This window comes from Micromonospora sp. HUAS YX12, assembly GCF_040215685.1.
Classification (GTDB): Bacteria; Actinomycetota; Actinomycetes; order Mycobacteriales; family Micromonosporaceae; genus Micromonospora; species Micromonospora tulbaghiae.
Map to the genome: position 1 here is coordinate 5632592 of NZ_CP157974.1, position 24281 is coordinate 5656872.

A 24281-nucleotide genomic window follows, 5' to 3' on the forward strand; every position below is an offset into this window, starting at 1 on the left:
CGTGCGCGCCCGTTCATGTCCACACCGGCAGGTCGATCGCGGACGGGTGGGCGCCGTCGTGGGAGATCTCCTGCTGCGCCCGTACGGTGGTGGTCGCGGTGGCGGCGGGTTCGCCGGTGCCGGGATTGCGGGCGTAACGCGGATGCGCTCCGGAGCTGACCTGCACGGCGACGCGGTGGCCGGCGGCGAAGCGGTGGAACGCCGGCCACAGCGGCACGTCCATCTCGACGTAACCGTCCCCGTCGGGCCGCGGATCGGTAGCGGCGGTGCCGGCACCGCCGATGCGGCGGATGCCGTCGCACACGGTCATCGATCGGCCGTCCGGGTGCACGTCGCAGATCCGGATGAACACGTCCGCGCTGGCTGCCGTCGAACGGAACCGGATACGGGCGATCGGCTCCCCGGCGAGGACGACGGCGTGGTCCAGCGGTGGACTGCGGAAGACCGCCACGTCCGTACGGCGTTCGTGGTCCCTGTTGTCGACCGGCCCGGAGGACGGGCCCAGGCCGGGACCGCCGAGTGCGGGTGTGGGCCGGTCGGGGTCGTAGGTGTAGCCGGTGCCGCCGCCGTCGGGGACGGCCGGGTCGAGCAGCCCGTACCGATGCAGGTGCCACCGCTGCGCGGCGGTGCCCGGCGGCGGCCACGCGGGCAGATCGCGCCACTGCTGCGCGCCGGTGAGGAAGGCGCGCACGGGCGCCGGCCGGACCGCGGGCGTGCCGGCGAAGTGTTCCCTGAGAAACGCGACCGACTCGGCGAGGAACGGGTTCTGCTCGCTGCTGTGGCCCCACGGGCCGATGGTGAGCCACGGCGGGCGACCGGCCGCGGCGAGCTGGGCGTAGTTGCGCAACTGCCAGGGCAGGAAGATGTCGTACCAGCCGGTGGCCATGTAGACGGGTGCGGTGACGTCGGGCACCGACGCGGTGTGCGACTGCCGGGTCCAGTAGTCGTCGGAGAGCTTCTCGTGGGCCAGCCAGTCCTGGTACCAGCTGATCGGGTGGCCCGCCACCGCGGTGTCGCCGCAAGACAGGGGCAGGACGTCGCAGGCTTCGGCCAGCTTCCGGTCCGGCCGCCGCGCGAGCCGCGCCCTGACCATGGCGCCGCGCATGCCCCGCAGAGCCATCAGCCGCGACCAGCCGAGCGAGCCGCCCAGCGAGAAGGCGCCGTTGTTCCACGTGACCGGGCCGAAGTCGGCCATCGTGACGTTCAGGCACAGGGCATCAGGGGCGTTACCGGGATCGTCCCGGCACATCCGTCCCGCCACGGCCCACTGGGTGTAGCCGAGGTAGCTCTCCCCGTACGTCGCGACAGTGCCGGTGAACCATGGCTGGCGGCGTACCCACCTGTGGGTGGCCATGCCGTCGCGCTGCTCGTCGAGCTGCGGCCGGAAGCTGCCACCGGAGCCACCAGTACCGCGGCAGCTCTGCACCAGAACCGTGAACCCCTCGCCAGCCAGCGCCGGCGCGTGGGTGAGTGAACCGTGCCGGCCGTACGGCGAGCGGACGACGACGGTGGGCAACGGCGGTTCCACCGCGCCGGCCGGCAGGTAGAGGTCGGCGACCAGTTCGACGCCGTCGTCCATCGGCACGCGCAGGCCGCGCCGCACGGTGAAGGCGTACGGGGGCTCCGGGGTCGCGTGCCGACGGGCGCGCCGGAGCCGCCCGGACAGTCGGCGGCGGAGACTCGTCATCGCTCATCCTTGGTTCCGGAGTTCATGCCGGGCCGGCGGTGCGGATGCGCGCCCTGCCACCGGCCGGCGCCGTGCCCGTACGAGAAGGAGCGGAAATGGAACCGGAGCCCGCGTACGGTGAGTCCCTCAGCTACCGCAACCCGATCCTCCCGGGCTTCTGGCCCGATCCGAGCATCTGCCGCGCCGGTGACGACTACTACCTCGTGTGCTCGAGCTTCGAGTACACGCCCGGGGTACCGATCTTCCACAGTCGTGACCTGTTCAGCTGGCGCCAGATCGGCAACGTGCTCGACCGCGCCGGTCAACTCCGGCTGCCCGCCGACACGCTCGCCTCGCGGGGCATCTACGCGCCGACGATCCGCTACCACGACGACCGGTTCTGGGTCGTCACGACGAACGTCACGCTCGGCCGGCACGTGATCGTCACGGCGACCGATCCCGTCGGCCCGTGGTCGGATCCGGTCTATCTGGACCTGCCCCATGTGGACCCGTCGCTGGCGTGGGACGACGACGGCGACTGCTGGATGACGGTGTCCGGGGTCGAGTCGTACCGGATCGACCCGCGTACCGGAGAGGTCTTCGAGGGGCCGGTGCCGATGTGGTCGGGAACGGGTGGCCAGTACCCCGAGGCGCCGCATCTGTACCGGGTCGGCGACTGGTGGTACCTGCTCGTCTCGGAGGGCGGTACCCACACCGGCCACGCGGTGAGCGTCGCCCGCGCGCGCTCGCCGCGCGGGCCGTTCCAGCCCGGGCCGGCCAATCCGATCCTGACGCATCGGGGTACCGACCGGCCGGTGCAGGCGACCGGGCATGCCGACCTGGTCGAGGCCGCCGACGGCAGCTGGTGGATGGTCCTGCTGGGCATCCGGCCCAGGGGGCAGTGGCCGCCCTACCACGTCCTGGGGCGGGAGACGTTCCTGGTGCCGGTGCGCTGGGTCGACGGGTGGCCGGTGGTCGATCCTGTCTCGTGCGAGACCGGATCGGCGGGGACCGGCTCGGCGGGGACGGGCCGGTGGGACGACCGGGACGACTTCGACGACGAGCGGCTGGGAGCACAGTGGATCTCTCCCCGTAGCCGGCGCGCCTCGGCGTGGTCGTTGACCGACCGGCCCGGCTGGCTGACCCTGCACGCGACCGGCGACAGCCTCGACCGGAGTGGTGCCACCATCGTCGGCCGCCGTCAGCAGCACCATGACTGCCGGGTCAGCGCCCGCGTCGATCCCGGCTCCGGCCGCGCCGGCCTGACGATCAGGATCGACGAGGCCCACCACTACGACCTGGAACTCGCGCGGGGACAGGCTCGGGTCGTCGGCCGGGTGGGGCCGTTCCGGCAGGTGTTCGGGGAGTGCTCCGTGCCGGCGGGGGCGGTGACCGTGGCACTGAGCACCCGGACCGCCGACGTGCTCCCTCCGACTGTCACCTCGTCCGACGATCTCGCACAGGCGGGCCTCGTGGGCGTCACGGCAGCCGGCAGCGACACGATCAGGTTCGAGGTCGAGACCGGAGACGGCTGGTCGTCCCTGGCGGAGCTCGACGGGCGCTACCTGTCCACCGAAGTCGCCTCCGGGTTCACCGGCCGGGTCATCGGCATGTACGTCACCGAGGGAACCGCCGGGTTCGACTGGTTCGACTACCGGCCGGCCGGATGACAGACCGGCACGGAACCTCACCCCTTGAACGCGCCTTCCATGATTCCCTGCACCAGACGGCGTCCGACGAAGACGAACAACACCAGCAGCGGAATGGTGGCCAGGAAGGAGCCGGACATCGCCAGGCCCAGGTCGATGTCCCGGTTCTGCTGCAGTGCCTTGATGGCGATCTGGACGGTGTAGTTCTCCGGCGACTTCAGGACGATGAACGGCCACAGGAAGTCGTTCCACGCGTAGACGAACGTGAACAGCCCAAGCACGTACGCCGCCGGGCGGACCAGCGGGAAGGCTATCCGCCAGAAGATCTGCCAGGTGGTCGCGCCGTCCACCCGCGCCGCCTGCATCAGCTCGTCGTCGATGGTGCTGCCGATGTGCTGGCGCATCCAGAAGATGCCGAACGCGCTGACCAGCCCGGGAACGATCACCGCCTGCAGGCTGTCCACCCAGTTCAACTGGGAGATGATCAGGTACTGCGGTACCACGGCCAGCTGCGCCGGCACCGTCATGGTCAGCACGACGATCAGGAACAGCGTGTTGCGGCCCGGGAAGGACAGCTTGGCGAAGGCGAAGCCGGCCAACGCGCAGAGCACCGCCTGGCCCACGGCGATCGTGGTGGCGACGATGAGGCTGTTGAGCAGGGACTGCACGAACGGCACGATGGTGAAGACCAGCTCCGCAAGGTGCAGGAAGTTGCCGCCGGGTGTGAGGGTCGGCGGGAGAGTCGTCGCGGTGGCGGAGTCCGTCGTCGCCACCACGAACATCCAGTAGAGCGGAAAGACGCTGACGAGCGCCATGAGGGTGAGCAGCGCGTACACCGGGAACGGGACGCGGTTGGCCTGGCGCCGCCTGGCCCGCCTGGGCGCGGCGGTCGGGGGTACGGGCTTCATGGGCGCTCCGAACGGATGCGGGTGGCCAGCAGGTAGTTGAGTCCGGAGAAGGCCACCACGATGACGAAGAGCGCGACGCCGACCGCCGCGCCGTAGCCGAAGTGGAACTGCCCGAAGGACTGCTCGTACAGGTAGAGGGTGACGGTCTGGCACTGCCGTGCCGCCCCGCACGTGAGTCCGCCCACCGGGTTGGCCAGCAGCGGCTCGGTGAAGACCTGCAGCCCGCCGATGGTCGACGTCACGACGGTGAACGCGATGATCGGCCGTAGCGACGGGATGCTGATGTGCAGGAACTGCTTCCAGCCGCCCGCACCGTCGGCGGCGGCGGACTCGTACAGTTCCCGGGGAACAGCCTGCAGCGCGGCGAGGTACAGCAGTGTGTTGTATCCGGTCCAGCGCCAGGCGATCATCGTGGCGATCATGATGTGGCTGCCCCACAGCGACGCCGTGAAGTCGATGTGGTCGAAGCCCAGCAGCCCGAGGAACCAGTTGATCATGCCGTAGTCCCGGTCGAACATCTGGGCGAAGACGATGGTCGTGGCCGCCACCGAGGTGACATAGGGAACGAGCACCGACATCCGGAACAACGCGGCCAGCCGCAGCCGCGCGTGGTTGAGCAGGTGGGCCAGGCCGAGCGCCAGGAGCAACTGCGGCACCGTCGACAACACCCAGATGCTGAACGTGTTCCGCAGGGCTCCCCAGAAGCGCGGGTCGTCCAGGAGTTCGGAGAAGTTGTCCAGCCCCACGAAGCGGTGCTCGCCGATGGGATCCCAGTCGAACAGGGAGATGTAGAAGGTGAACAGCAGCGGGAAGAGGCCGAAGATCAGGAACAGGACGAAGAACGGCGAGATGTACGCGTACGGCGCCAGGAACTCCCGTACGCCCTGCCGGATCCGCCGCTTGCGATGAGGCCTCCGGACGTCCGGTGCGGCCGGGGCCGGGGTGAGCGTGGTGGTCAAAGCGTCACCTTCCCGATGGGCGGCGGCCGGGCGGAACCCGGCCGCCGCCCATCAGCCCTCCGTCATTCGCGTACGGCGTTCTTGACGTTTGTCAGCGCGGTGTTCCAGGCATTGGCCGGATCCACCTTGCCCTGCTCGACGCTGGTGAGCGTGTTGAGGAACTCGGTGCCGATGGGGCCGTCCTGCGGGCCGAAGTAGAAGGGCTTGATCCCCAGCACCGACTGGGTGTAGATCTTGCCGATCGGTGCGTTGCTGAAGAACGGGTCGGTCTTCCCGACCAGCTGAGGGTCCCTGTAGACCGACGGGGTGGTGGGCAGCGATCCCTGCATCAGGAAGTGCTCCAGCTGGCCCTTCGGCGACTGCATCTCGGAGATGTAGTTCCACGCCGCCTTCGCGTTCTTGGCGCGCTTGGGGATGGCGAGGAAGCTGCCACCCCAGTTCCCCGAGCCACCGGGAATGGTGGCGATGTCCCACTTACCGCTTGTCTCGGGAGCGTTCGTCTTCATCTGGCTGAGCATCCAGGACGGTGAGCACACCACCGCGTAGTCGCCCTTCTTCATGGCCGCGGTCCAGCCGGACGAGAACGACCCCTGCTTGGCGGAGATGCCCGCGCCGAAAGCCTTCAGCGTCACGTCGAACGCCGCCTTGACCTGCTCGTTGTCGTAGTCCAGCTTGCGGTCGGCGCTGTAGTAGCGCTGGCTGCCCTGGTTGACCGCCTGGAAGAAGACGCTCGTCGGCGTGTTGTCCACGAACGGCTTCCCGGTCTTCTGCACGTACGTCTTGCCGACGTTGATGAACTCGTCCCACGTCGGCCAGAGCTTGGCGACCTCGTCCCGGTCGGTGGGCAGACCGGCCGCCTTGAACAGATCGGTACGGTAGGCGACCGCCAAGCCGCCGACGTCGGTCGGCACGCCGATGATCTTGCCGTCCTCGGTCGTCGACTGTGCCATCACCCAGTCGAGGTAGTTGCCCTTTATGTCGCCGGCGCCCAGCGTGGTGAGGTCGACGAAGTTGTCCGGGGACTGCATGAACTTCGGCAGGTCGTCGGCCTGGATCAGCACCAGGTCGGGCACCTTGCCACCGGCCAGCGCGGCGGTGAGCGCCTGCGCGGTCTCGGTCGTGCTGCCCACCTCGGTAAGCTTGACGCGCACATCCGGGTGCGCCTTGGTGTAGACGTCGACGTCGGCCTTCTGGTTGATGTTGGCAAACGACCAGAACTCGAAGGTCTTCGAGTCGGACTCGCCATCTGATCCCCCACAGCCGGCGAGGAGGAGCGCGACGGTGGCGATGACGGCTGCGGTGGTCCGGACGCGTTTCAACGGCCCTCCATCGGTGATCGTGCGGCGGTGGTCGCGGCGAATCAGGGCGACGGTTTCTCACCAGCGGGGACGCGCAGGCAGAAGCCGGCGAGTGGCCTCACCGACGAGTCAGCCGTGGCCCCGTCGTCGGCGAGATCGTCACCTCCGAAACTTATCGAGATATTTACATGCCATGATTTTGTGCGCTGAGGCTACTAAGCGCCCAGTCATCCGTCAACAACCTCACTGCCAGCAAGAGGGCGGGACGGCAGGGTGGCCTTCTGATCGGACGAGTGCCGAAAGTTTCGGAGCCAGTGGCGCGACACTGCGCGAGGGAAGCCACTGGCGGCTCTCTCGCCCGCGCCCGGACAGCGCCCTGACGCAGCTGCCGCCCGGAAGAGGTTCGGAGCCTACGACCGCCTGCCGACTCAGGTTCGGCGCAGTGAGCGGGTAAGACCGGCCGCGATCGTCGTCGCCAGGATCACGCCAGCGACGATGAACGCGTACGACGCCCACTGGTAGGCGCCCTTCGGCAGAAAGGCGCTCTGCTGACCGAACTCCAGTATCGGCAGTAGCAGGTCGAGCGTGTAGACCAGCGGGTTGAACTGCGGCGCCTTCGCCGGCTCGGCCGGAGCCGGCGGATGGACACCGAAAAGGACGGCTCCCACCACGAGTAACGCCGCGAAGATGACGGCGGCGCGCTGCGGTCGGTATCCGTAGCCGACCGTGGCGTCCTGGAGATAGCCCCAGAGCCGGGATCCCGGCCGGGCGCGGCGGGTGTCGCGCCGCTGCCGGGCGAGCAGAATCCGGCGGGCGTCCTCGCCGCGGCCCTGGCCCCGCAGCACGGTCGCCAGCTGCTCGTACGGCTGTCTGTGGTGGCCGTCGGGGTCGCGTGAGAGCCAGCCGATGCGCTCGGGCACGCCGGGGTGGGGTTCGAGGATGTCGTAGGTCAAACCGTCCAGCAGCAGCACCATCGGCCAGGTAGCCGGGTCGTCGCGTAGCACGCCGACGTGGGCGTGCCGGAGGTCGACGGAGCCGCCCGGCGTAGCGGACCACCGCATCGCGATCTCGCCCGCCTGCAGCCGCCAGCAACCCACTGACTTGCCGCCGTCAGCGAGTGTCGCCCCGTCGAAGCACAGCCGGGTGCCGACCTGCGCGCCGGTCAGCCGAATGCCTCCGGTGGCCGTGAAGCCGTCGCAGCAGTTGAGCAACGACCCGGCCCGCAGCCCGTCAGCGGCGAGCGCGTCGCCGCCGCGATTGTCCAGTGTGGCGCCCTCCAGGCGGATCGGGCCGCTCACCACGGCGTCCTCGAGGCGAAACGCGCCGCGTACTTGCAGGCCCCGTCGTCCGTCAATCGTTCCCTCGACGGTCACCGCGTCGAACCGCAGGGCCACCTCTTCCGGGTGCTCGAAGACGCCGGCTACCAGACTGAGTGTGCGGCTGATGTGCGCGCTGACTGCCCGCACCTCGCCGACCGTTGTGGCTCCGTCGCCGAGCCACAGGCCCCCGCCCAGCGTCGCGCGGTCGAGGCGTAGCGCCACGGCCGCCGGGTTGCGCAACGTGGATCCGGTGAAGGTGAGCGCGTCGCTGACCTTGGCGTGGCGCATCCGCACCTCGCCGTCGAAGACGCATCCACGTGCGAAGAAGCCTCCGTCGATGCTGACGCTCTCCGCCGCCAGGGCCCACCGGCTGGGCGCATGAAACACCGCGTCATCGACGTCAAGCCCGGTGCACCTGATCTGGTACAGGCGGACCGAGCCGTCGAAGCGCGCCGCCCGTGCCGACAGGCGGCCGCCCAGGACGGCGTTGTCCGCCACGACCGCCTCGCCGCCGGGCACGCTCACCCGGAGCGCGTCGAGCACCACGTCACCGGCGACTCGAACAGCCCCGAGGTCCAGCGTGCCGGTCACCATGCCGCCGGTCAGAGAGAGGTCACCGTCCACCGCCGCGTTACCCGCGATCAGTCCAGGTAGGCGGCACTCGGCGAAGCTGACGTAACGAAGCCTGGCCCAACTCAGGTCAGGAACCTCGTCGAACTCGCATTCCTCGAACCGGATCGGCGCGGCGATCTCGGCGAAACGCAGGTCGAGACGGCCGGTCACCCGTGCACCGACGATCCACACCACCCTCGACCGGTCTGACGCGCCCAACTCGTGCAGCACCCCGATCAGCACCGACGCACGCAAGACCGGTCGCCGGGCCTCGCCGTCTCGCAAGTCGATGCGGCTGCCGGCGCGGGCGGCATCCGCCCAGCGACTCTCGACATCGAAAGAAGCGTCGGTCATCCGCCGATTCTGCCGCGACATCGCTTCACGTCGGCATCGGAGGGTCACGTCCGCACTGGTGTCCGCTGGTCAGGGCTTCTTCTTCGTCGGGACGGCCGGATTCGGACCGGCCACCCCTTGCCCCCAGGCAACGGTCCCCTGGCGTCCATGCTCGTCTGGCGTTCTTCCAGCAGCCACCGAGCCGGCGGGCATCGCCCTGGATCATGCGCTACTTCTCCGTGCGGTCGGCCCGCACGTAGGTGACCAGCAGGGCGACGATCTCGTTGGTCAGCTCCTGGTTGTTGATTCCGTCTGGCTGCTGGCTGACGAACCGATGGACCAGGGACTCGATGACGGCGACCACGATGCGGGCCGTCCGTGCCGGGTCGGCGAGGTCCAGGCTTCGGTCCTGGCACAGGAGCCGGTCGACGGCTTTGACCGCGTCACGTTCGGCCTGGCGGAACCGGATCAGCAGTTCGGGCGGGCGGGGGGACTCCTCGAACAGCACCTTGTGCAGACGCGGATTGCGCGTGTGCAGATCGGCGTACGTGGCGACCACGGCCGACAGCCACTCCTCCAGCCGTACGGATTGGCCGGCGAAGTCTGCGAGGCTGGTCCGGATCGCTCTGGCGCCGTCGTCGATGTGGGCGAGGGCGAGGGTCAGCAGGATCGAGTCCTTGTTCGGGAAGTACTGATACACCGACCCGACGGACAACCGGGCGGCCTCTGCGATGCGGTCGGTGGTGCCTGCGGCATGTCCGTAGTCGGCGAAAACGCGAGCTGCCGCGTCGAGGATGCGTTGACGTGTTCGCCACGACCGCTGCTGTTGGGGCGTCTTCCTCGGCTGATGCGGTGACGGCCTGGACGGCAACGGGGTGCCCCCAACGCGAGTACCTGAAAGCGAGTATTTCCTCATATCATAGCCGTGGGCAGCGAAACGGCTGACTACACGTGTCCGATGGCGACGGTCGGGTGCGCCCGACTCGGTGGGAGGCAGGATGGGCGCCGAGCGGCGCACCTACCAGGACGTCACGCACTGGCTCGACTATCAGCGGTTCTACCCCGTGCACCTACGCTGCGGCGCCGGCAACGCCCCGGCCGAGGAATGGTGGCGGTGGCGCGACACAGACGTTCACCTGGACCGGTGGGCTGCACCAGACGCGCCCGCCAAGCTCATCCTGCTGCATGGCGCGGGCGGCTACGGACGCATGCTGGCCCCGTACGCGCGCCTGCTGACGCACGCCTCACCGCTGGAAGTGATCGCTCCGGACCTCATCGGCTACGGAATGACCAGGACCGGCAAGCGGCCGGTCGCCTACCACGAGTGGATTGACTGCGTCGCCGATCTCGTCGCGACCGAGCGGGCACGAGACGTACGCCCTGTGTTCCTCCTCGGCGCGAGCATGGGCGGGATGCTGGCCTACTCGGTCGCCGCGCGCGGGGATGTCGCCGGGCTGGTCGTGACCTGCCTGCTCGACCCACGCGATCTCGCGGTCCGGATGCGAATGACCCGCATCCCGACCATGGGCCGCATCGCGGTGCCGATGCTGCACCGAATGCGATGGCTGGACCCACTTCGCGTACCCATGCGCTGGGTAGCGAACATGGGCGCGATGAGCAACGATCCGGCATTGAACATGCTGGTCAGAGCCGATCCGTCGGGAGGCGGAAACCACGTCACACTTCACTTCCTGCGGACCTTCCTGTCATCAGCCCCGCCCGTCGAACCTGAACAGTTCACCGCCTGCCCTGTGCTGATGACCCACCCGGCAGCCGACCGCTGGACACCGCACGAGCTGAGCATGCCGTTCTACGACCGCATCGCTGCCAACAAGCAACTCGTGCTGCTGGACCGGGCCGGGCACCTGCCGATCGAGGAGCCCGGGCTGACTCAGCTGGGACAGGCTGTCGACGCCTTCATCGGCCGGCTCCTCCCACACGGATAGCCCCTCATGCCCGGCCCTCTCGCTGTCGGACAGCGGCGTGAGCATCGAGCAGATCGGCCGACCTCTGCGGCCCGCCATGGATCGGATCTTCGACCCTGAGGCGTAGTCACTCAGTTGGTGAACCCGGATGCGAGAAGAGGGCACATCCATCGATCGGATATGCCCTCTGATCAGCGAGGGGCGACGACAGGGCATCGCCAGGTCCACGGCGCCCTGGTCCCCCATCAACAGCGCACCCGTCAAAGTCCGGGCGTCCACCCGGTCGCCGCAGTCGCGACCGTCGGGAACGGCCCACCCGTTCATCGTGACACGCTGCTCGCAGGCATGGGGTTCGTGTCGGTGGGGCGACGGCATCTGGGCATCCATGGTCGCCATCAGAGATGATCTGCAACTGGCACCCAGGTAGCGAGCGGCAAACGGGCTGACGATGTCGTTGGATTCGGTTCGTGTGTCAGGGGCGACGTCGCAGTGAGCGGAGCGCAGGAACCGCGTCGGTGGCGGCAAGCGCCCAGAGCACGAGCAGCGGCTGGAAGAGCAGGCGGACCGCCCGTGCCGCGTCGGTATCCAGGCCGAATCCGTCACGCCCTTCGGTGAACTGAGCGATGTTGCCCGGGAAGACCGCGACGAAGAAGGCCGCTACGACCGCTCCGGTGAGGCCGCGTACAGGCTGTCTCCAAGCCGCGAGCAGGGCCAGCCCGAGACAGATCTCGACCACTCCGGAGGCGACGACGACGAGATCGGCGTCGAGCGGGAGCCAGGAGGGCACCTGCGCCAAGAACTCCTGGCGCGCGACTGTCAGGTGGGCGATGCCGGCAACGAGCAGCATCGCGCCCAACGCGACCTGGCCGACCGCGCCCGTCAACCGTCGGGCAAACGTGGAGTTCATGGGGTCTCTCCCGTCGCGTGAACGAGGGGCGGACGGCCGGCCCGCTGCGAGGGCGCCTCCCACCACCCTAAGGACAGAAGGGGCAGTCCGGCTCTAGGTCGGGTACCGCCTCGGTCTGCCGACTGAGCTGTGGGGAGCCTCCGCCAAGGTGACCGACACCGCCCCCGACCGCGGCCACGGTCAGTTCCAGCGACGGACGGTACGGCCGGTGGTCTCCTGTCAACGCCGCCCCAACCCTAGCCTTTCAGGCGGAGCCGACAGGCGGTCTGGCATCGAACGGTGCGGCCACTGGCCCGCGGACGGCCCGGGCCGTCCACCGTGTCAACGCCGCCCTCAAACATGACCACCGTGGTCCGGCTGAAACTGGACCATCTTGGTTTGGGTGATCTTTAGTCGTTGGTCTTGGTGGCTGCGGGGACGCGGCCGAGGGTGCGGTCTTCGAGTCGGTAGGTCACGATGGCGACGACGACACCAATACTGCACCAAAACCGCCCACTACCAGCGAAGACTCCGACTCCACCAGGTGCGGCTGGAGTACCGAGCGCGGTTCAGCACCAGAACGCCTGTCCCCGTGGTCGAGTTGCGATGATTTTGCGGTCAACCGCGCGACGCTCGGTCCGCAGGAGCGTCGCGACGCCGAGCTGCACGGCTCGGCGGCGCGGGGATGATGCCGTCAGTACGAGTCGTGGCCGCCGCAGTCGCAGCCGCAGCCTTGGACTTGCGGCGGTGGAGCGTGAGAGTCATGACCAGCACGACCAGCGCTCCGACGATCAGCCCGAGGATCGCGCTGGCCACCGTGTTGACGAGCCAGCCGACGAGCCAGCCGAGAACACCCGTGGCGTCGTGGGCGGCGACCTCCACGTGGTGCACGGCCTCGTACAGGAAGTGCAGGTTCAGCTCGTTCGTGCCTAGCAGCAGGATGTGCCCGCCCACCCACAACATCGCCGCGGTGCCGACCACCGTCAGCACGGTGAGGACTACCGGCATCGCCCTCACCAGACCGCGGCCGAACGTGGCGACGGCGCCGGAACGTTGCGACAGGCGCAGACCGGCGTCGTCCATCTTTACGATCAGGGCCACCACGCCGTACACCAGGACGGTTATGACGACGGCGACGACAGCCAGGATCGCCAGGCGGGACCAGAACGCCTCATCGATCACCTCGTTAAGGGTGATGACCATGATCTCCGCAGAGAGGATCAGGTCGGTTCGTACCGCCCCGGACACCAGTGTGGTCTCGTCCTGCACCTTTTCCTCGCCCGCGCCGTGGGCATCGTGATGGGCGATCTTGGCCCACACCTTCTCCGCGCCTTCGTAACAGAGGTAGGCGCCGCCGAGCATGAGGATCGGAGTGAGCAGCCAGGGCACGAACTGACTGAGCAGCAGCACCGCCGGCAGGATGATGAAGAACTTGTTGCGCAGCGACCCCAGGGCGATGCGCTTGATAATCGGCAACTCGCGCTCGGCCGCCAGGCTCCGCACGTACTGCGGCGTGACGGCAGCATCGTCGACGACGACGCCCGCAGCCTTGGCGCCGGCCTTCGCGGCGCCCGCCCCGATGTCATCGATCGACGCGGCAGCGGCTCGGGCAAGCACCGCCACGTCATCCAGCAGGGCTACGAGTCCACTGGCCAAGGGAGGATCCTTCCAGGGTTGCGCAGAGTTCGAACTGGCCCATTCTTGCTCAGGTCCCTGTGCGCGGCACGCCACCGCCCGGTCGTATATCGGGCGAGAGCTCGAGGTGAGCGGCTATCGCGCCCAGCCGACGACCCGCCGCCAACTACGCCCCGTGGCCGACGCTGTATCGATGGTTCCGCCACTGGCAGCGTGATGGCACCTGCGCCCGGATCCTGGCTGGGCTGCAAGCCGCCGCCGATACGGCCGGGCGCATCGACTGGAGCGTCAGCGTCGACTCCACGATCAGCCGCGCCCATCAACACGCCGCCGGCGCCCGTCGTGACGGGCACCGGCAGAAAGATCCACCGGGCGGGATCTGTGCCGAGCCTGCCGATCATGCGCTGGCCGTTCGCGCGGCGGGTGGACCACCAAGACCCACCTCGCCTGCGAGCAGGGTCGCAAGGTCCTGGCCACCGTCGTCACGGCCGGGCACCGCGGTCACAGCCCGCAATTCACCACGGACCTCGACCGCATCCGCGTCACCCGCTGCGGACCCGGCCGGCACCGGACCCGCGCGTACTCCTTGCGCAGCAGCGCGTCCGCGGACCCGGTCGCCCAGGGAAGCCGAACGGCCAGGTCGTCACCGAGCCGCCACAGTTGGTTGTCCCACCCACGCGCGCCCAGCCGGACCGGGCGATCGGTGAGGTCGGGTGCTGGTCACGCACTAGATCCCCGACCAGCTCCGCGGTGACTTCGATCTCGGCGTGGCTCATGCGGAGCAACAGTAGTTTCTGCAGCGCAGCCTGTTCACCCAGCAGCCGATCGCGTCAACTACTGCTCATAGGCCAGCCCTACACTCCATGATCATGGCGGTCGAAGTGGTGCTCGGCGAGGTGACGTGTCCATCCGGGCAGTTGGTGATCATGGACGGTGGTTACCTCGAACTGTGGTCCGGTGACCGGGTGCCAGACGACGAGGAACGCCCGGCAACCGACTTCGCGATCGTGGGGCCGGACGCCGAGGCCGCGGCGGACTCCTTCGACCGGCAGACCGGGACCCGGCTGTACGACATCCCCGCCCACGCCGTCGCCGAGTTCACCGCCACGTTCGAGGAACACTGCCGCGAGCATGGGTACGGCGCAACCCTGCACGCGTTCGAGCAGCAGGTCCCGCACCGGGAACGCGTCCGGCACGCGGTCGCCGCCCGGGAACCCGGATTCATCGTCATGGGCGTTCCGGTGCTGCCGATCGAGGTACCGGCTGATCGCCCCCTGCATGTCACCGCCGTCCCCGGCGAGTACGGCTGGAAGTCCATGCGGATCGAGTTCAGTGACGCGCCGGTGGCCGACTCGTGGGTGTTCGGGGAACTGGGGGTCGACCACGCGCGGTTCGTCTTCGCCGACGCGGACGCGCTGAGCTCGTGGGAGCACGTCAGGCCGTTGGACGGGCTGGCCGACCTGGTCCTCTGGGGTCGCGACCAGGAACAGGTCGCTGCCGAGTTCGGCGCGCCCCGGCTCGGTGACACTGCCGACGTCGCGTACGGGTGGGTGGACCTGCCCATCACGGAGGCGTACCAGCGAGGGCTGGCCATCGAGACACGGAGAAACGAACCCGGTGGACCGAAATTCGCGTTCGACTTCCGCCCGCACTCGCATCACTGGCAGGTGATGGGTCTGGTCAGGGCCTCTGAACACGAGGCCGGCGTGATCCAGGTCGGCGGAGCGGACATCCTGATGGCGATGACCTCAGTCGGTGACGGCTTCTTTCCTGTCCATCTGGACGTGGATGCCGATGGCTTACCAGTCGCCCTGCGCATCGACATCGCCCGCGAGGACTGATCCGACTTCACAGGCGCGACTATTCCTCGAGTTCGTACGCGCTGCCGCCGCACGTTGGTCCGGCCTCGCTGCACAACTCGAAAGCGTGACGACGCATGGATCGTCCTGCGCGGTTGGGTTCAACTCACGTAGCCGCGATGAGGCCGGGCGAGCCTCAGTCCGCTCGGCCAGTGGTCTTGGCGTTGCCGGAGTTGTCACGAACGAGGACCGGGTTCGGCAGGAACGGCTTCAGGTCCGAACTCCCGCTCAGGTCACGACGCGGACGCCGGGCCAGCGTTGGGTTGGGTGGTGGCGGGCGAGTCGTTGCCGGGAGATCTCCGGGCTGACCCTGGTCGAGTTGCGCCGCCACACCCCGTCGAGCAGGTCGTCGAGGCGCACGCCGTGATCTGGTCGTCCGCGTCGGGACGGATGGCCACGGCGGTGGTGTATTCGGGCCCGGTGGCGACGGCGTCAGCGATGGTGAATTGCGGGGCACCGCCGAACTTGGCCGGGTACCAGGTGTGCCGGGTCGAGGAAGACGACGTCGACGTCCCGCGCCGACGACGGGCTGAAGCCGTCGCCGTAGCGCTCGCTTCAGACCAGGTCGCGGATGATGCCCGCGCCGATCCAGGTGTCCGGCAGACCGGAGTCCCGAACCATGCCCAGCACGCGGATCAGCCATGGGCTGCGCCGGATCAGGTCCGCAGTTCGTCTTCCCGCATCATTTCCCCCGGTTTACGCTGTTGGATTCCTGGTCAGTCGAACAGCCGGCCGATGAGGGCGCCTTGGCCGGACTGCAGGACGTGCGTGGCCTGTAGGGGTATCCAGAAGCACTCGAACCGGGTGGGCTCCCGCTCGCCGTCGTGGTCTTCCTGGCTCGTCCATCGCTCGGGCGCCGCCCCGTGTAGCGCCAGCTCGAAGACGTGCCGACGTTGGATCTCGAAGCGGAGCGGGCTGATGTCGTACTCGATCTCCCCCAGCTTGCGCACGACGGTGAAGCGCGTCAGTCCGGTCTCTTCGCGGGCCTCGCGCAGCGCTGCTTCCGCCGGGTCCTCACCCCGGCGGACGCTGCCGCCGGGCACTTGGATGCCCACCTCCTCGTAGCTGAAGTCGGTGTGGCGGAAGACGAGCAAGTGCTCTTCCCGCACGACGTAGCAGAGAACCTTGTTGGTGATCACCTTCTTGGGCATGGCGCCTTCCTCCACTCGTTCCTGACGCGTCTGTCCCGCGCCCTCGCTAGAGAGCCAATGGCTGTTGAACAGAGGCGGGATGCGTCGGAGGCCGTGCGGTGCGTACAGTTCCGGGTCGGACTTGGGGCGGGCCGGGTAGATCCGGCGCAGGGAACGGGACGAGACAGCGACGCATGACGGCGGACAACATTACCGAAACCGGTCAAGACGGCATTGACCGCGGACGGCTGGAGACCTGTCTCAGCGTCTTCGAGGCGTTGGAGTCCCTGCCTCCCGATCACCCCGACGTGGTGCGGGTGCAACGGGCCACGGCGAAGCTCTACAAGGTGATCAAGCAGCGGCGACGCGAGGAACGGCGGGATGCCATCGCGGCGGCCGACCGCGCGGTGACGGCGGCCACCGCCACCGGCGCCCCGGGCCGGATCGACGACGAGACCCAGGGCATCCCGCTCGCCTCCCCTACCGTGGGTGCCACGGCCGGCTTCCTGCACAATCCGCGCGGCTGCTACGTCTGCAAGCAGCGTTACCGCGAGGTGGACGCCTTCTACCATCAGCTTTGCCCGCCGTGCGCCGCGCTCAACCGGGAGCGCCGGAACGCCCGCACCGACCTGACTGGCCGGCGCGCGCTGCTCACCGGCGGCCGAGCCAAGATCGGCATGTACATCGCGCTGCGGCTGCTGCGCGACGGCGCGCACACCACGGTGACCACGCGGTTCCCGCACGACGCGGTCCGCCGATTCGCCGCGATGCCGGACAGCGGGGACTGGCTGCACCGCCTGCGGGTCGTCGGGATCGACCTGCGCGACCCCGCCCAGGTGATCGCCCTCGCTGACTCGGTCAGCGCTCAGGGACCACTCGACATCCTGATCAACAATGCGGCGCAGACCGTCCGCCGCACGCCCGGGGCGTACGCGCAGCTCGTCGCCGCGGAGGCGGCGGCCCTGCCGGACGGCCCCCTGCCGGAGCTGATCACGTTCGCCAAACCTGCCGGCCAGGGCGACCCGGCGGGAATGATCGCCTCGCCGCAGTCGGCCACGGTCACCCCGCAGGCGCTCACCGCGCTGGCCCTGACCAGCGGCTCCGCCTCGCCGGAACGGATCGCGGCAGCCACCGCCATCGACGCCGGCGGTCTGGTCCCGGACCTCGACCCGGTCAACAGCTGGGTGCAGCGGGTGCACGAGGTGGACCCGGTCGAGTTGCTCGAAGTGCAGCTGTGCAACGTGACCGCGCCGTTCGTGCTGGTCAGCCGGCTTCGACCGGCGATGGCCGCAGCGACCGCCCGTCGGAAGTACGTGGTGAACGTGTCGGCGATGGAGGGCCAGTTCGCCCGCGGCTACAAGGGGCCGGGGCACCCGCACACCAACATGGCCAAGGCCGCGCTGAACATGCTCACCCGAACCAGCGCCCAAGAGATGCTGGCCGACGGCATCCTCATGACCAGCGTCGACACCGGCTGGATCACCGACGAGCGGCCCCACCCGACGAAGATGCGGCTGGCGGACGCCGGCTTCCACGCCCCGCTGGACCTGGTCGACGGCGCGGCCCGGGTCTACGACCCGATCGTCCGCGGCGAACAGGGCGAAGACCTCTACGGCTGCTTCCTGAAGGACTACGCGCCCTGCGCCTGGTGATCAGCGTCGCTGACCCCACGTCGCGGTCGCGCTCTTGGAGGCACACACCGGTACCGGTGATGCCCGATGGTTCCGCCGGGCGTGTCCTACGCCCGGCGGAACCGCAGTAGTTATCCGAGGACGAATCGGAAGAAGCGGGGGCGGTAGATGCCCGGATCGCGGTAGTGGTCCGCGTCCGGGGAGACGCGGGTGTCCATGCTGTTGACGTTGTAGGAGGCGATGAAGGTGTCACCGGAGCTGAGCGCGGGGTGCACGTGGGCGTTGTAGGAGATGACGTTGGGGTTCCAGTAGCTGCCGTAGGGGCCGGGTTCCGGCATGCGGTAGACCGGGGTCTTCTGGGTGAAGGGGCCGTACGGTGAGCAGGACGTCCAGGCGTTGATCTGTCCGCTGAACGCCTCGGTGCTGTCCTGGCTGAGGAGGAGGAACTGTCCGCCCCAGGGGGTGACGCTGTACTCGTTGGCGATGCCGGTCAGCAGGTTGCGGGAGTTCTGCTCGCGGAGCGTCCAGCCCCACGGCGTGTGGTACTGCCAGGTGCCGTTGGCGAGGTCGCTGCCGTACACCCGGGCGATGCGCATCTGCTTGTTGATCGGGGAGTCGTCGACGCCGTAGACGTAGGTGTAGCCGTCGCCGCTGCGGCTGGCCGGCAGCAGCCCCGAGCCCCAGGCGACCCCGCTGGCAGAGGGCAACTCCCGGACGCTGACCGGGGTCCGCAGGTTGGACAGGGCGAAGTTGGCGACGACATTGCGGTTGAACCGCCAGTCCCAGGCACCGGAGCCGAAACGCTCGTACTCCTGGTACACCACTTGAAGTTGTCCGCCCGAGAGATGGCCGTCACCGACCCAGTACCACTTTCCGGGCCCGGACGGCGGCATCAACGCCCGAGGCGCCCCGGCGGTGCCGCCCTGGTAGGTAGAGAGGCTGCCTCCGTCCTGCACGACGAAGGTGTTGTTGACCAGGGGGGCGCTCACCGGGCGGGTGCCGTCGCTGTTGAGCGGGCCCATCCAGGTGTCGGAGAACAGCCAGACGATCCGGCCGTCGGGCAGCTTCACCGAGTACGTGGAGTCGCCACCGGTCCAGCCGTCCGGCGTGCTGGCGGCGTATCTGTTGAACGCGCCCTCCGGCTCGACCGTGGTCTCGACGCTGCGCACGGAGAGCGGGCGCAGCGCGCACGAGCGGGCCGTGAGTGGCAGCACGCTCTCCACATTCGTGGTGAACGTCTTCGGGCTGCTGTCCGCGTCGGCGGAGTGGATGTCCAGTTCGGTCCAGGTGGTCACCAGAGTGGCCACCATGGGGTACGCGAAGTCCGGCACCGTGATCAGTCCACCCGCGTCGGGATGGCGAACGGTGTGGATGCTCGGGTACTTCGCCAGCGTGCCGGTACTTCCCGTCGGCGACCAGACGACGACGGCAGATCTGCGGTTGGCGTCCCTGGTGGTGTCCACCATCAGTGTCGAGCAGTATCCGCAGCTCGCGTCGCCGGAGTTCTTGACCGCGCGGAAGTCGTGGTAGACAGCACCGCCCTTACGCAGGATGTCCTGGTACTCCGCCTGGGCGCCGGCGGGCGTCGAGTGACTCTTTCGGGCCGGTCTGGCGCCCCCGAGGGCGTCGCCGCTCGTCCCGCTCGCGCCGGTGAGGTTGCTGCGCCACAGGCTCGCGTCGGAGTCCGAGTAGCCGTAGATGCGCCAGGCGTCCACGGTCGGGGCGGGCGCGGCGTTCGCCTTGGCCAGTCGATAGTTGGCGATGTGGTAGTTGAGGAGCATGTCCGCGAAGTTCAGGCCGTAGCCCTCGGCGGTGTGCCGGATCGCCTCGATCGGCAGATGGTCGTGGTCCCGGATGCTCTCCCACGTGCGTCGCACGAAGGAGGCATCGACCTGCTCGGTGAGGTAGGTCGGCAGCAGGAACGCGCCATACTGCGGACCGCCGCCCAGCCCGCCCCAGGAGTTGAGTGCCGCCCCGGGCTTGCTGAGCACGTCGTAGACGTTGCGGGCGTACAGCTTCTCCTCGCCGGGGATGGGCACGTACGGCGCCCGGGCGTAGGTCTGGCGCGTCGCCCACTCCGCGGTGGCCTCCATCCACCAGTTCATCGAGCCGAACTCCTTGCCGCCCACGAAGAGGGCCAGGTAGTCCAGGCCGACGTCGGACCGATCCCAGTACTGGTACTGCATGACGTGGAACAGCTCATGCCGCGGCAGGTAGTCCCAGTCGTCCTGCCCGTTGGGCACCAGCATGGTCGCCTGCTGGTTCAAGCCGAACGGCAGCACGAACGGCGCGTCGATCGGCAGGCCGGCCCCGCCGACGAGCGGAATCTCATCGACGCCGTAGACCAGCACCCAGGGCTTGCCGTCCCGCACGGGCAGCGGGTAGCCCATCTCGCGATACTCGTCGACGGCGATCGAGAGCGCGTTCAGCAGATGCTGCACCGCCTTCGCCCGGCCATTCGGGTTGGCGTCCGCCGGGATGCCCGGCCTGCCTCCACCGGCGATGTTGTAGAGGACGAGGAATTCGCCGGCCGACGCCCGGCAGCGATAGGTGACCCCGAGGTAGTCGTACGGTTCGGCGGCACAGTCGTCGTAGCCGGCGGCCGTGGCGGCGCCGGCAGGCACCGCGACATCTGGCGCGATCGTCCGCGCCGCCTCCGGATCGGCGCTCGCCGCCAACATCGACAGGTATGTCAGATACCGCTGCGGGTCGTGGATGGCCCCGGTCGGTCGAAGGTGCGCCGGCACCGACCGGGGCGAGCGCACCGCGCCCAGGCCATACCGCACCGCGTCGTCGCGGGAGAGCTTCCCCCGGTGGTACGCCGAGAGCACGCGTTCCCCGGGGCCGAAGTCGGGCGGGGCGGCCGTCCTGCCGGTGGCGGTGCGCAGCGGCGCCTCCTTGAACGGCGTCGGTTGCGGGACCGGCGGGGCGGCGACTCGCGGTTCGGTGTGCGGCGGCGCGACGGCTCCCACGGTGGCTGACGCCGCGGCCGAATCGGGCGCCGCCTGCGCGGCGCCACTGGTCAACACGGCCGCTGCCAGCACAACTGTCGCGCTGAGCAGGGCCAGGGGGTTTCTCATCGCACTCCCTCTATTGGACGACCGGCCGGTGCCGGTGCCGTCCGGTGGACGGCGCGTCCGGCCGGTGGATCGTTGTGCTCGGCCAGCAGGCATCTTCGAAGCCCGCCACGTCACCGGCGACTGCCTCTCCCCCCAAAGGCCGTCGCCCAGTCGATGCGTCGCCCGTCGCCCCCGGATGAGCGCACCGGACTCTGCGCACCCCTCGTCGTTCGCGGCCACCCCCGTGCTGGCCGCGCCGCGAAGCGCACGCTCGTACCGCCCGCTCACTGTCAGCGGGCTCGACCATAATCAGGGCCGGCGCATGCAGCGATCTTGCAAAATGCTTGCAGAGGAGTCGCGCCGGCCCGCACACGCAGCGACGGCAGGGAAGTGCACATGGAGTTTCGGGTCCTCGGGCCGGTGCAGATCTGGTCCGAGGGTGTCCGCGTCGCCATCGGAGGACGACAGCCCCGGTTGCTCCTGGCGGTGCTCGTCCTGGAGGCCAATCGACCGGTACCTGCGGACCGGCTCATCGACCTGATCTGGGCGCAGGCGCCCCCACCCAGCGCACGAGCGACGGTGCAGGCCATGGTCTCGCGCCTACGGGCCACCTTCCGGCAGATCGGTGCATCCGCGCAGCTGCTGAGCGAGCGCGGTGCCTACCAGCTGCACACCGATCCGGCGACTGTCGACGCACACCGCTTCTCCGCCCTCGTCCAGCAGGCCGCAGGCTCTTCCGACGATCTCACCACCGTGGAGTTGCTGGACCAGGCGTTGGACCTGTGGCGAGGTGAGCCACTGCTCGACGTCGTCGACGATTCCGGACGCCAACTGCTCTGTTCGGGTCTCATCGAGGCCCGTTGGACGGCTGCGGAGGACCGGGCGGACGCGCTGCTGCGGCTGGGTCGCACGAGGAGAGTGGTGCGCGAGGTGTCCGACCAGGTGGCCGGACAGCCCTATCGGCAACGCCTCGTCGGTCAGCTCATGACAGCTCTGTATCTCGAGGGCCAGGCCGATCGAGCATCGGAGGTCTACCGCGATCTCCGCACCCGGCTGTACGACGATCTCGGCCTGGAACCGTCACGCGAGCTCAGCCGCCTGCACCGGCTCATCCTCAGGGGTGATCCGGTGCTGCCGGCGGAACGCGACGACGCACTGTCGAGCGTCCCGCACCGTCCGGAAGAGCTGCCACAGGACGTACCAGGTTTCATCGGCAGAACTGACGAGATGACCCATCTCGACCAGCTGTCGGGCGGATCCAGCGCCACGACGGTCTGGGTTCTCAGCGGAATCCCCGGAGTCGGAAAGACGGCGCTGGCGGTGCGCTGGGCGCATCGGGTACGTGACGCCTTCCCCGACGGTCAGATGTTCATCGACCTGCGCGGCTTCGACGTCGAGCGCCCACCCGTCACACCGTCCGCCGCGCTCGGACAGCTACTTGGTGGGCTTGGTGTCGACCCCCGCGTCGTTCCGGACGATCAGGACGGCCGGGTCTCGCTGTTCCGCTCGACGATGACCGGCCGCAGGATCTTGCTGGTGCTGGACAACGCACGTGACGCTGACCAGGTGCTACCGCTGATCCCGCCCAGCGGCACCGTTCTGATCACCAGCCGTCGTCGGCTCGGTGAGCTGGTCGTCCGGGCCGGCGCCCGATCTCTGCTGCTGGGTGTGCTCAGCCCGACGGACTCCGTACGGCTGCTGGCGGCGATGCTCGGCGACGAGGCCGTTCGGGTCGAGGCCGCCGCCGCGGCTCGCCTCGCCCACCTCTGCGGGCACCTGCCACTGGCACTGCGGATAGCGGCAGCGAACCTGCAGACGAGCGGCCATCCCCACATCGCCGGACTGGCCGAGGAACTCGACGAGAGCGGTCCTCTCACCAGCCTGACCGTCCACGGTGCCGACGAGGGCGCGGTCACGAAGGCCTTCACGATGTCGTATCGGGCCCTGCCCACCGCTCAGCAACGAATGTTCCGTCACATCGGGCTGATCCCCGGTGGCAGCTTCACCGCCCACGTCGCCGCCGCGCTCGAGGAGGTCGCGCCCCCCATCGCGACGAGAACACTCCGCGCCCTCGCGTCCGCACACCTGATCGAGCATCAGGGAGGCGACAGATACCGGTTTCACGACCTGCTCCGCCAGTACGCCGTGGACCGGCTCGTCACGGAGGACGACGACACCACCCGTCACGACGCCCGGCAGCGTCTGCTTGAGCACTATCGCAGCAGGGCCGACGCCGCCGGACGTCAACTCATCCCCCACTTCCTCAGGCTCCCCGGGCCGGTCCCGGAACAATCGTTTCCCGATGCCGACGAGGCGTCGGCGTGGCTGGACGCAGAGGCAGCCAATGTCATCGCGGCGATCAACCACGCCGCCGACCACGGGCATGCACGCTTTGTCTGGCAGCTCACCGACGCCCTACGCGCCTGGTTCCACCAGCGTGGACGCCGCGCCGAGTGGCTGTCCGCAGCCACCGGAGGGTTGGCCGCCGCGGAGGCCGCGAACGACCTCACAGCCCAGGCCAGCATGCACCTGAGCATCGCCCTCGCCCACGTCACCGCCGGCCGATACGAGGAAGCCCGCCATCACCTCCTCGACGGCCTCAGCATCAACGCCCATGACCGGTGGCCGGAGGGACGCACGGCCCTGTTGAACAATCTCAGCGCGGTGCACCAGCGCCTCGGCAACCCCCGAGCCGCAATCGACTGCGCCCAGCGATCCCTGGAGCTCAACCGGCAATACCGCAACGACGGCGGCGAGGCCATGTCCCTCGCCAACCTCGGCTTCGCACACTGGCAGCTCGGCGCGCTGTCAGAGGCGGACCAGCACATCCGGGACGCACTGGCCTGCGCGGAACGGAGCGGCTCACGGTACAACGAAGCGGTACTTCTGGTTGACCTCGCGGGCATCCGCCGCGACCGTGGAGACCGGGAAGCGGCCGAGGAGTTGTACGACCGGGCGCTGGTCGCCAACCGCGATCTGGGCTATCAGTACGGCGAGGCGACGGCACTCAGCGGACGTGCGTTGTTGTGGTCAGTGACCGACCGCGCACCACGCGCCTGCGCCGACGCGCGACATGCAGTGGCGTTGACGCAGGAGATCGGCGACGCCGGCACCGAGGCGTGGGCACGCGAGGCTTACGGCCGCGTGCTGCTGGCCGCTGAACGGCCAGCAGAGGCAGCCGAGGAGCACCGCCTGGCGCTCGACCTGGCCCGGCAGACCCGGTTCGTGTGGTGCGAGGCGAGTGCCCTGGTGGGGCTGGCGGCGGTGTGCCTGGCCACCGAGCAGCCCGACGTCGCTCGCGAGCACGCCAAGGCCGCGCTGCGCATGGCGAACGAAGCCGGTTACCGGCTGATCGAGTCGCGCGCGCTTGGACTGTTGAAGACGCTCGACGACTGAATTGTGTTTAACCGGC

General features: G+C 69.0%; 16 protein-coding genes and 3 pseudogenes. 6 read left to right on the top strand and 13 right to left on the bottom strand.

The annotated features are described in order from the left end of the window. Positions 1–13: 13 nt before the first annotated feature. A complete protein-coding gene (locus tag ABIH81_RS26815; RefSeq protein ID WP_349877663.1) occupies positions 14–1687 on the bottom strand; it encodes a CocE/NonD family hydrolase in 1674 nt (557 codons plus the stop codon). 95 nt (positions 1688–1782) lie between these two features. Here ABIH81_RS26815 and ABIH81_RS26820 point away from each other — a divergent pair, with 95 nt between their 5' ends. Continuing rightward, on the top strand, positions 1783–3336 hold the full coding sequence (locus ABIH81_RS26820; RefSeq protein ID WP_349877665.1) for a glycoside hydrolase family 43 protein: 1554 nt from the start codon (positions 1783–1785) through the stop codon (positions 3334–3336). A gap of 17 nt (positions 3337–3353) precedes the next feature. On the opposite strand, the gene ABIH81_RS26825 is transcribed toward ABIH81_RS26820, so the two are convergent. The 6 genes and pseudogenes from ABIH81_RS26825 to ABIH81_RS26850 all read right to left on the bottom strand — a co-directional run. Then, entirely contained in the window at positions 3354–4223 is an 870-nt protein-coding gene (locus ABIH81_RS26825; RefSeq protein ID WP_349877666.1) for a carbohydrate ABC transporter permease, read from the bottom strand. Then, the gene (locus tag ABIH81_RS26830; protein ID WP_349877668.1) at positions 4220–5182 is read right to left on the bottom strand and encodes a sugar ABC transporter permease; all 963 of its coding nucleotides are present in this window, start codon (positions 5180–5182) and stop codon (positions 4220–4222) included. Before ABIH81_RS26830 ends, ABIH81_RS26825 begins: the two co-directional genes overlap by 4 nt. A 62-nt stretch (positions 5183–5244) precedes the next feature. Next, the gene (locus tag ABIH81_RS26835; protein WP_349877670.1) at positions 5245–6501 is read right to left on the bottom strand and encodes an ABC transporter substrate-binding protein; all 1257 of its coding nucleotides are present in this window, start codon (positions 6499–6501) and stop codon (positions 5245–5247) included. Between the two features lie 407 nt (positions 6502–6908). Next, a complete protein-coding gene (locus ABIH81_RS26840) occupies positions 6909–8765 on the bottom strand; it encodes a hypothetical protein (protein WP_349877671.1) in 1857 nt (618 codons plus the stop codon). Between the two features lie 208 nt (positions 8766–8973). Further along, on the bottom strand, positions 8974–9444 hold the full coding sequence (locus ABIH81_RS26845) for a hypothetical protein (RefSeq protein WP_349881210.1): 471 nt from the start codon (positions 9442–9444) through the stop codon (positions 8974–8976). Positions 9445–9465: 21 nt separating this feature from the next. Then, positions 9466–9660: pseudogene (locus ABIH81_RS26850) on the bottom strand (hypothetical protein); the annotation flags it as partial. Between the two features lie 82 nt (positions 9661–9742). Between ABIH81_RS26850 and ABIH81_RS26855 the strand changes: the two are divergent. Continuing rightward, positions 9743–10690, top strand: a complete 948-nt coding sequence (locus ABIH81_RS26855; RefSeq protein ID WP_349877672.1) for an alpha/beta hydrolase — start codon at positions 9743–9745, stop codon at positions 10688–10690. Between the two features lie 451 nt (positions 10691–11141). Here ABIH81_RS26855 and ABIH81_RS26860 read toward each other — a convergent pair whose 3' ends face one another. Next, positions 11142–11576, bottom strand: coding sequence for a hypothetical protein (locus tag ABIH81_RS26860; protein WP_349877674.1), 435 nt, complete (start codon positions 11574–11576; stop codon positions 11142–11144). Positions 11577–12173: 597 nt separating this feature from the next. Beyond that, entirely contained in the window at positions 12174–13211 is a 1038-nt protein-coding gene (locus tag ABIH81_RS26865; RefSeq protein ID WP_349877676.1) for a DUF808 domain-containing protein, read from the bottom strand. A gap of 272 nt (positions 13212–13483) precedes the next feature. Here ABIH81_RS26865 and ABIH81_RS26870 point away from each other — a divergent pair. After that, positions 13484–13638, top strand: a pseudogene (locus ABIH81_RS26870) (IS5/IS1182 family transposase); the annotation flags it as partial. A gap of 122 nt (positions 13639–13760) precedes the next feature. On the opposite strand, the pseudogene ABIH81_RS26875 reads toward ABIH81_RS26870, so the two are convergent. After that, a pseudogene (locus ABIH81_RS26875) lies at positions 13761–13966 on the bottom strand (aminoglycoside phosphotransferase); the annotation flags it as partial. A gap of 93 nt (positions 13967–14059) precedes the next feature. Between ABIH81_RS26875 and ABIH81_RS26880 the strand changes: the two are divergent. Further along, positions 14060–15031: a hypothetical protein gene (locus tag ABIH81_RS26880; RefSeq protein WP_349877678.1), complete on the top strand. Its 972-nt coding sequence runs from the start codon at positions 14060–14062 to the stop codon at positions 15029–15031. 246 nt (positions 15032–15277) lie between these two features. Here the strand turns inward: ABIH81_RS26880 and ABIH81_RS26885 are convergent, their stop codons facing one another. Together ABIH81_RS26885 and ABIH81_RS26890 are read right to left on the bottom strand one after the other, a co-directional pair. After that, the gene (locus ABIH81_RS26885) at positions 15278–15409 is read right to left on the bottom strand and encodes a hypothetical protein (protein ID WP_349877680.1); all 132 of its coding nucleotides are present in this window, start codon (positions 15407–15409) and stop codon (positions 15278–15280) included. Between the two features lie 356 nt (positions 15410–15765). Then, positions 15766–16200, bottom strand: coding sequence for an NUDIX domain-containing protein (locus ABIH81_RS26890; protein WP_349877681.1), 435 nt, complete (start codon positions 16198–16200; stop codon positions 15766–15768). 173 nt (positions 16201–16373) lie between these two features. Between ABIH81_RS26890 and ABIH81_RS26895 the strand changes: the two genes are divergently transcribed. After that, complete coding sequence (locus tag ABIH81_RS26895; RefSeq protein ID WP_349877683.1) at positions 16374–17831, top strand: SDR family NAD(P)-dependent oxidoreductase; 1458 nt, start codon at positions 16374–16376, stop codon at positions 17829–17831. A 110-nt stretch (positions 17832–17941) separates the two neighbouring features. Here ABIH81_RS26895 and ABIH81_RS26900 read toward each other — a convergent pair whose 3' ends face one another. Next, positions 17942–20890: a hypothetical protein gene (locus ABIH81_RS26900; RefSeq protein WP_349877684.1), complete on the bottom strand. Its 2949-nt coding sequence runs from the start codon at positions 20888–20890 to the stop codon at positions 17942–17944. A gap of 375 nt (positions 20891–21265) precedes the next feature. Here ABIH81_RS26900 and ABIH81_RS26905 point away from each other — a divergent pair, with 375 nt between their 5' ends. Beyond that, positions 21266–24265 (top strand): BTAD domain-containing putative transcriptional regulator, encoded by a 3000-nt coding sequence (locus ABIH81_RS26905; RefSeq protein WP_349877685.1) that lies wholly within the window; start codon positions 21266–21268, stop codon positions 24263–24265. Positions 24266–24281 lie beyond the last annotated feature (16 nt).

What these genes read in the sequence shown, in the direction of transcription:
- ABIH81_RS26815 (WP_349877663.1), bottom strand. Translation starts at nt 1,687, where the DNA reads ATGACGAGTCTCCGCCGCCGACTGTCCGGGCGGCTCCGGCGCGCCCGT.
- ABIH81_RS26820 (WP_349877665.1), top strand. Translation starts at nt 1,783, where the DNA reads ATGGAACCGGAGCCCGCGTACGGTGAGTCCCTCAGCTACCGCAACCCG.
- ABIH81_RS26825 (WP_349877666.1), bottom strand. Translation starts at nt 4,223, where the DNA reads ATGAAGCCCGTACCCCCGACCGCCGCGCCCAGGCGGGCCAGGCGGCGC.
- ABIH81_RS26840 (WP_349877671.1), bottom strand. Translation starts at nt 8,765, where the DNA reads ATGACCGACGCTTCTTTCGATGTCGAGAGTCGCTGGGCGGATGCCGCC.
- ABIH81_RS26855 (WP_349877672.1), top strand. Translation starts at nt 9,743, where the DNA reads ATGGGCGCCGAGCGGCGCACCTACCAGGACGTCACGCACTGGCTCGAC.
- ABIH81_RS26860 (WP_349877674.1), bottom strand. Translation starts at nt 11,576, where the DNA reads ATGAACTCCACGTTTGCCCGACGGTTGACGGGCGCGGTCGGCCAGGTC.
- ABIH81_RS26880 (WP_349877678.1), top strand. Translation starts at nt 14,060, where the DNA reads ATGGCGGTCGAAGTGGTGCTCGGCGAGGTGACGTGTCCATCCGGGCAG.
- ABIH81_RS26890 (WP_349877681.1), bottom strand. Translation starts at nt 16,200, where the DNA reads ATGCCCAAGAAGGTGATCACCAACAAGGTTCTCTGCTACGTCGTGCGG.
- ABIH81_RS26895 (WP_349877683.1), top strand. Translation starts at nt 16,374, where the DNA reads ATGACGGCGGACAACATTACCGAAACCGGTCAAGACGGCATTGACCGC.
- ABIH81_RS26900 (WP_349877684.1), bottom strand. Translation starts at nt 20,890, where the DNA reads ATGAGAAACCCCCTGGCCCTGCTCAGCGCGACAGTTGTGCTGGCAGCG.
- ABIH81_RS26905 (WP_349877685.1), top strand. Translation starts at nt 21,266, where the DNA reads ATGGAGTTTCGGGTCCTCGGGCCGGTGCAGATCTGGTCCGAGGGTGTC.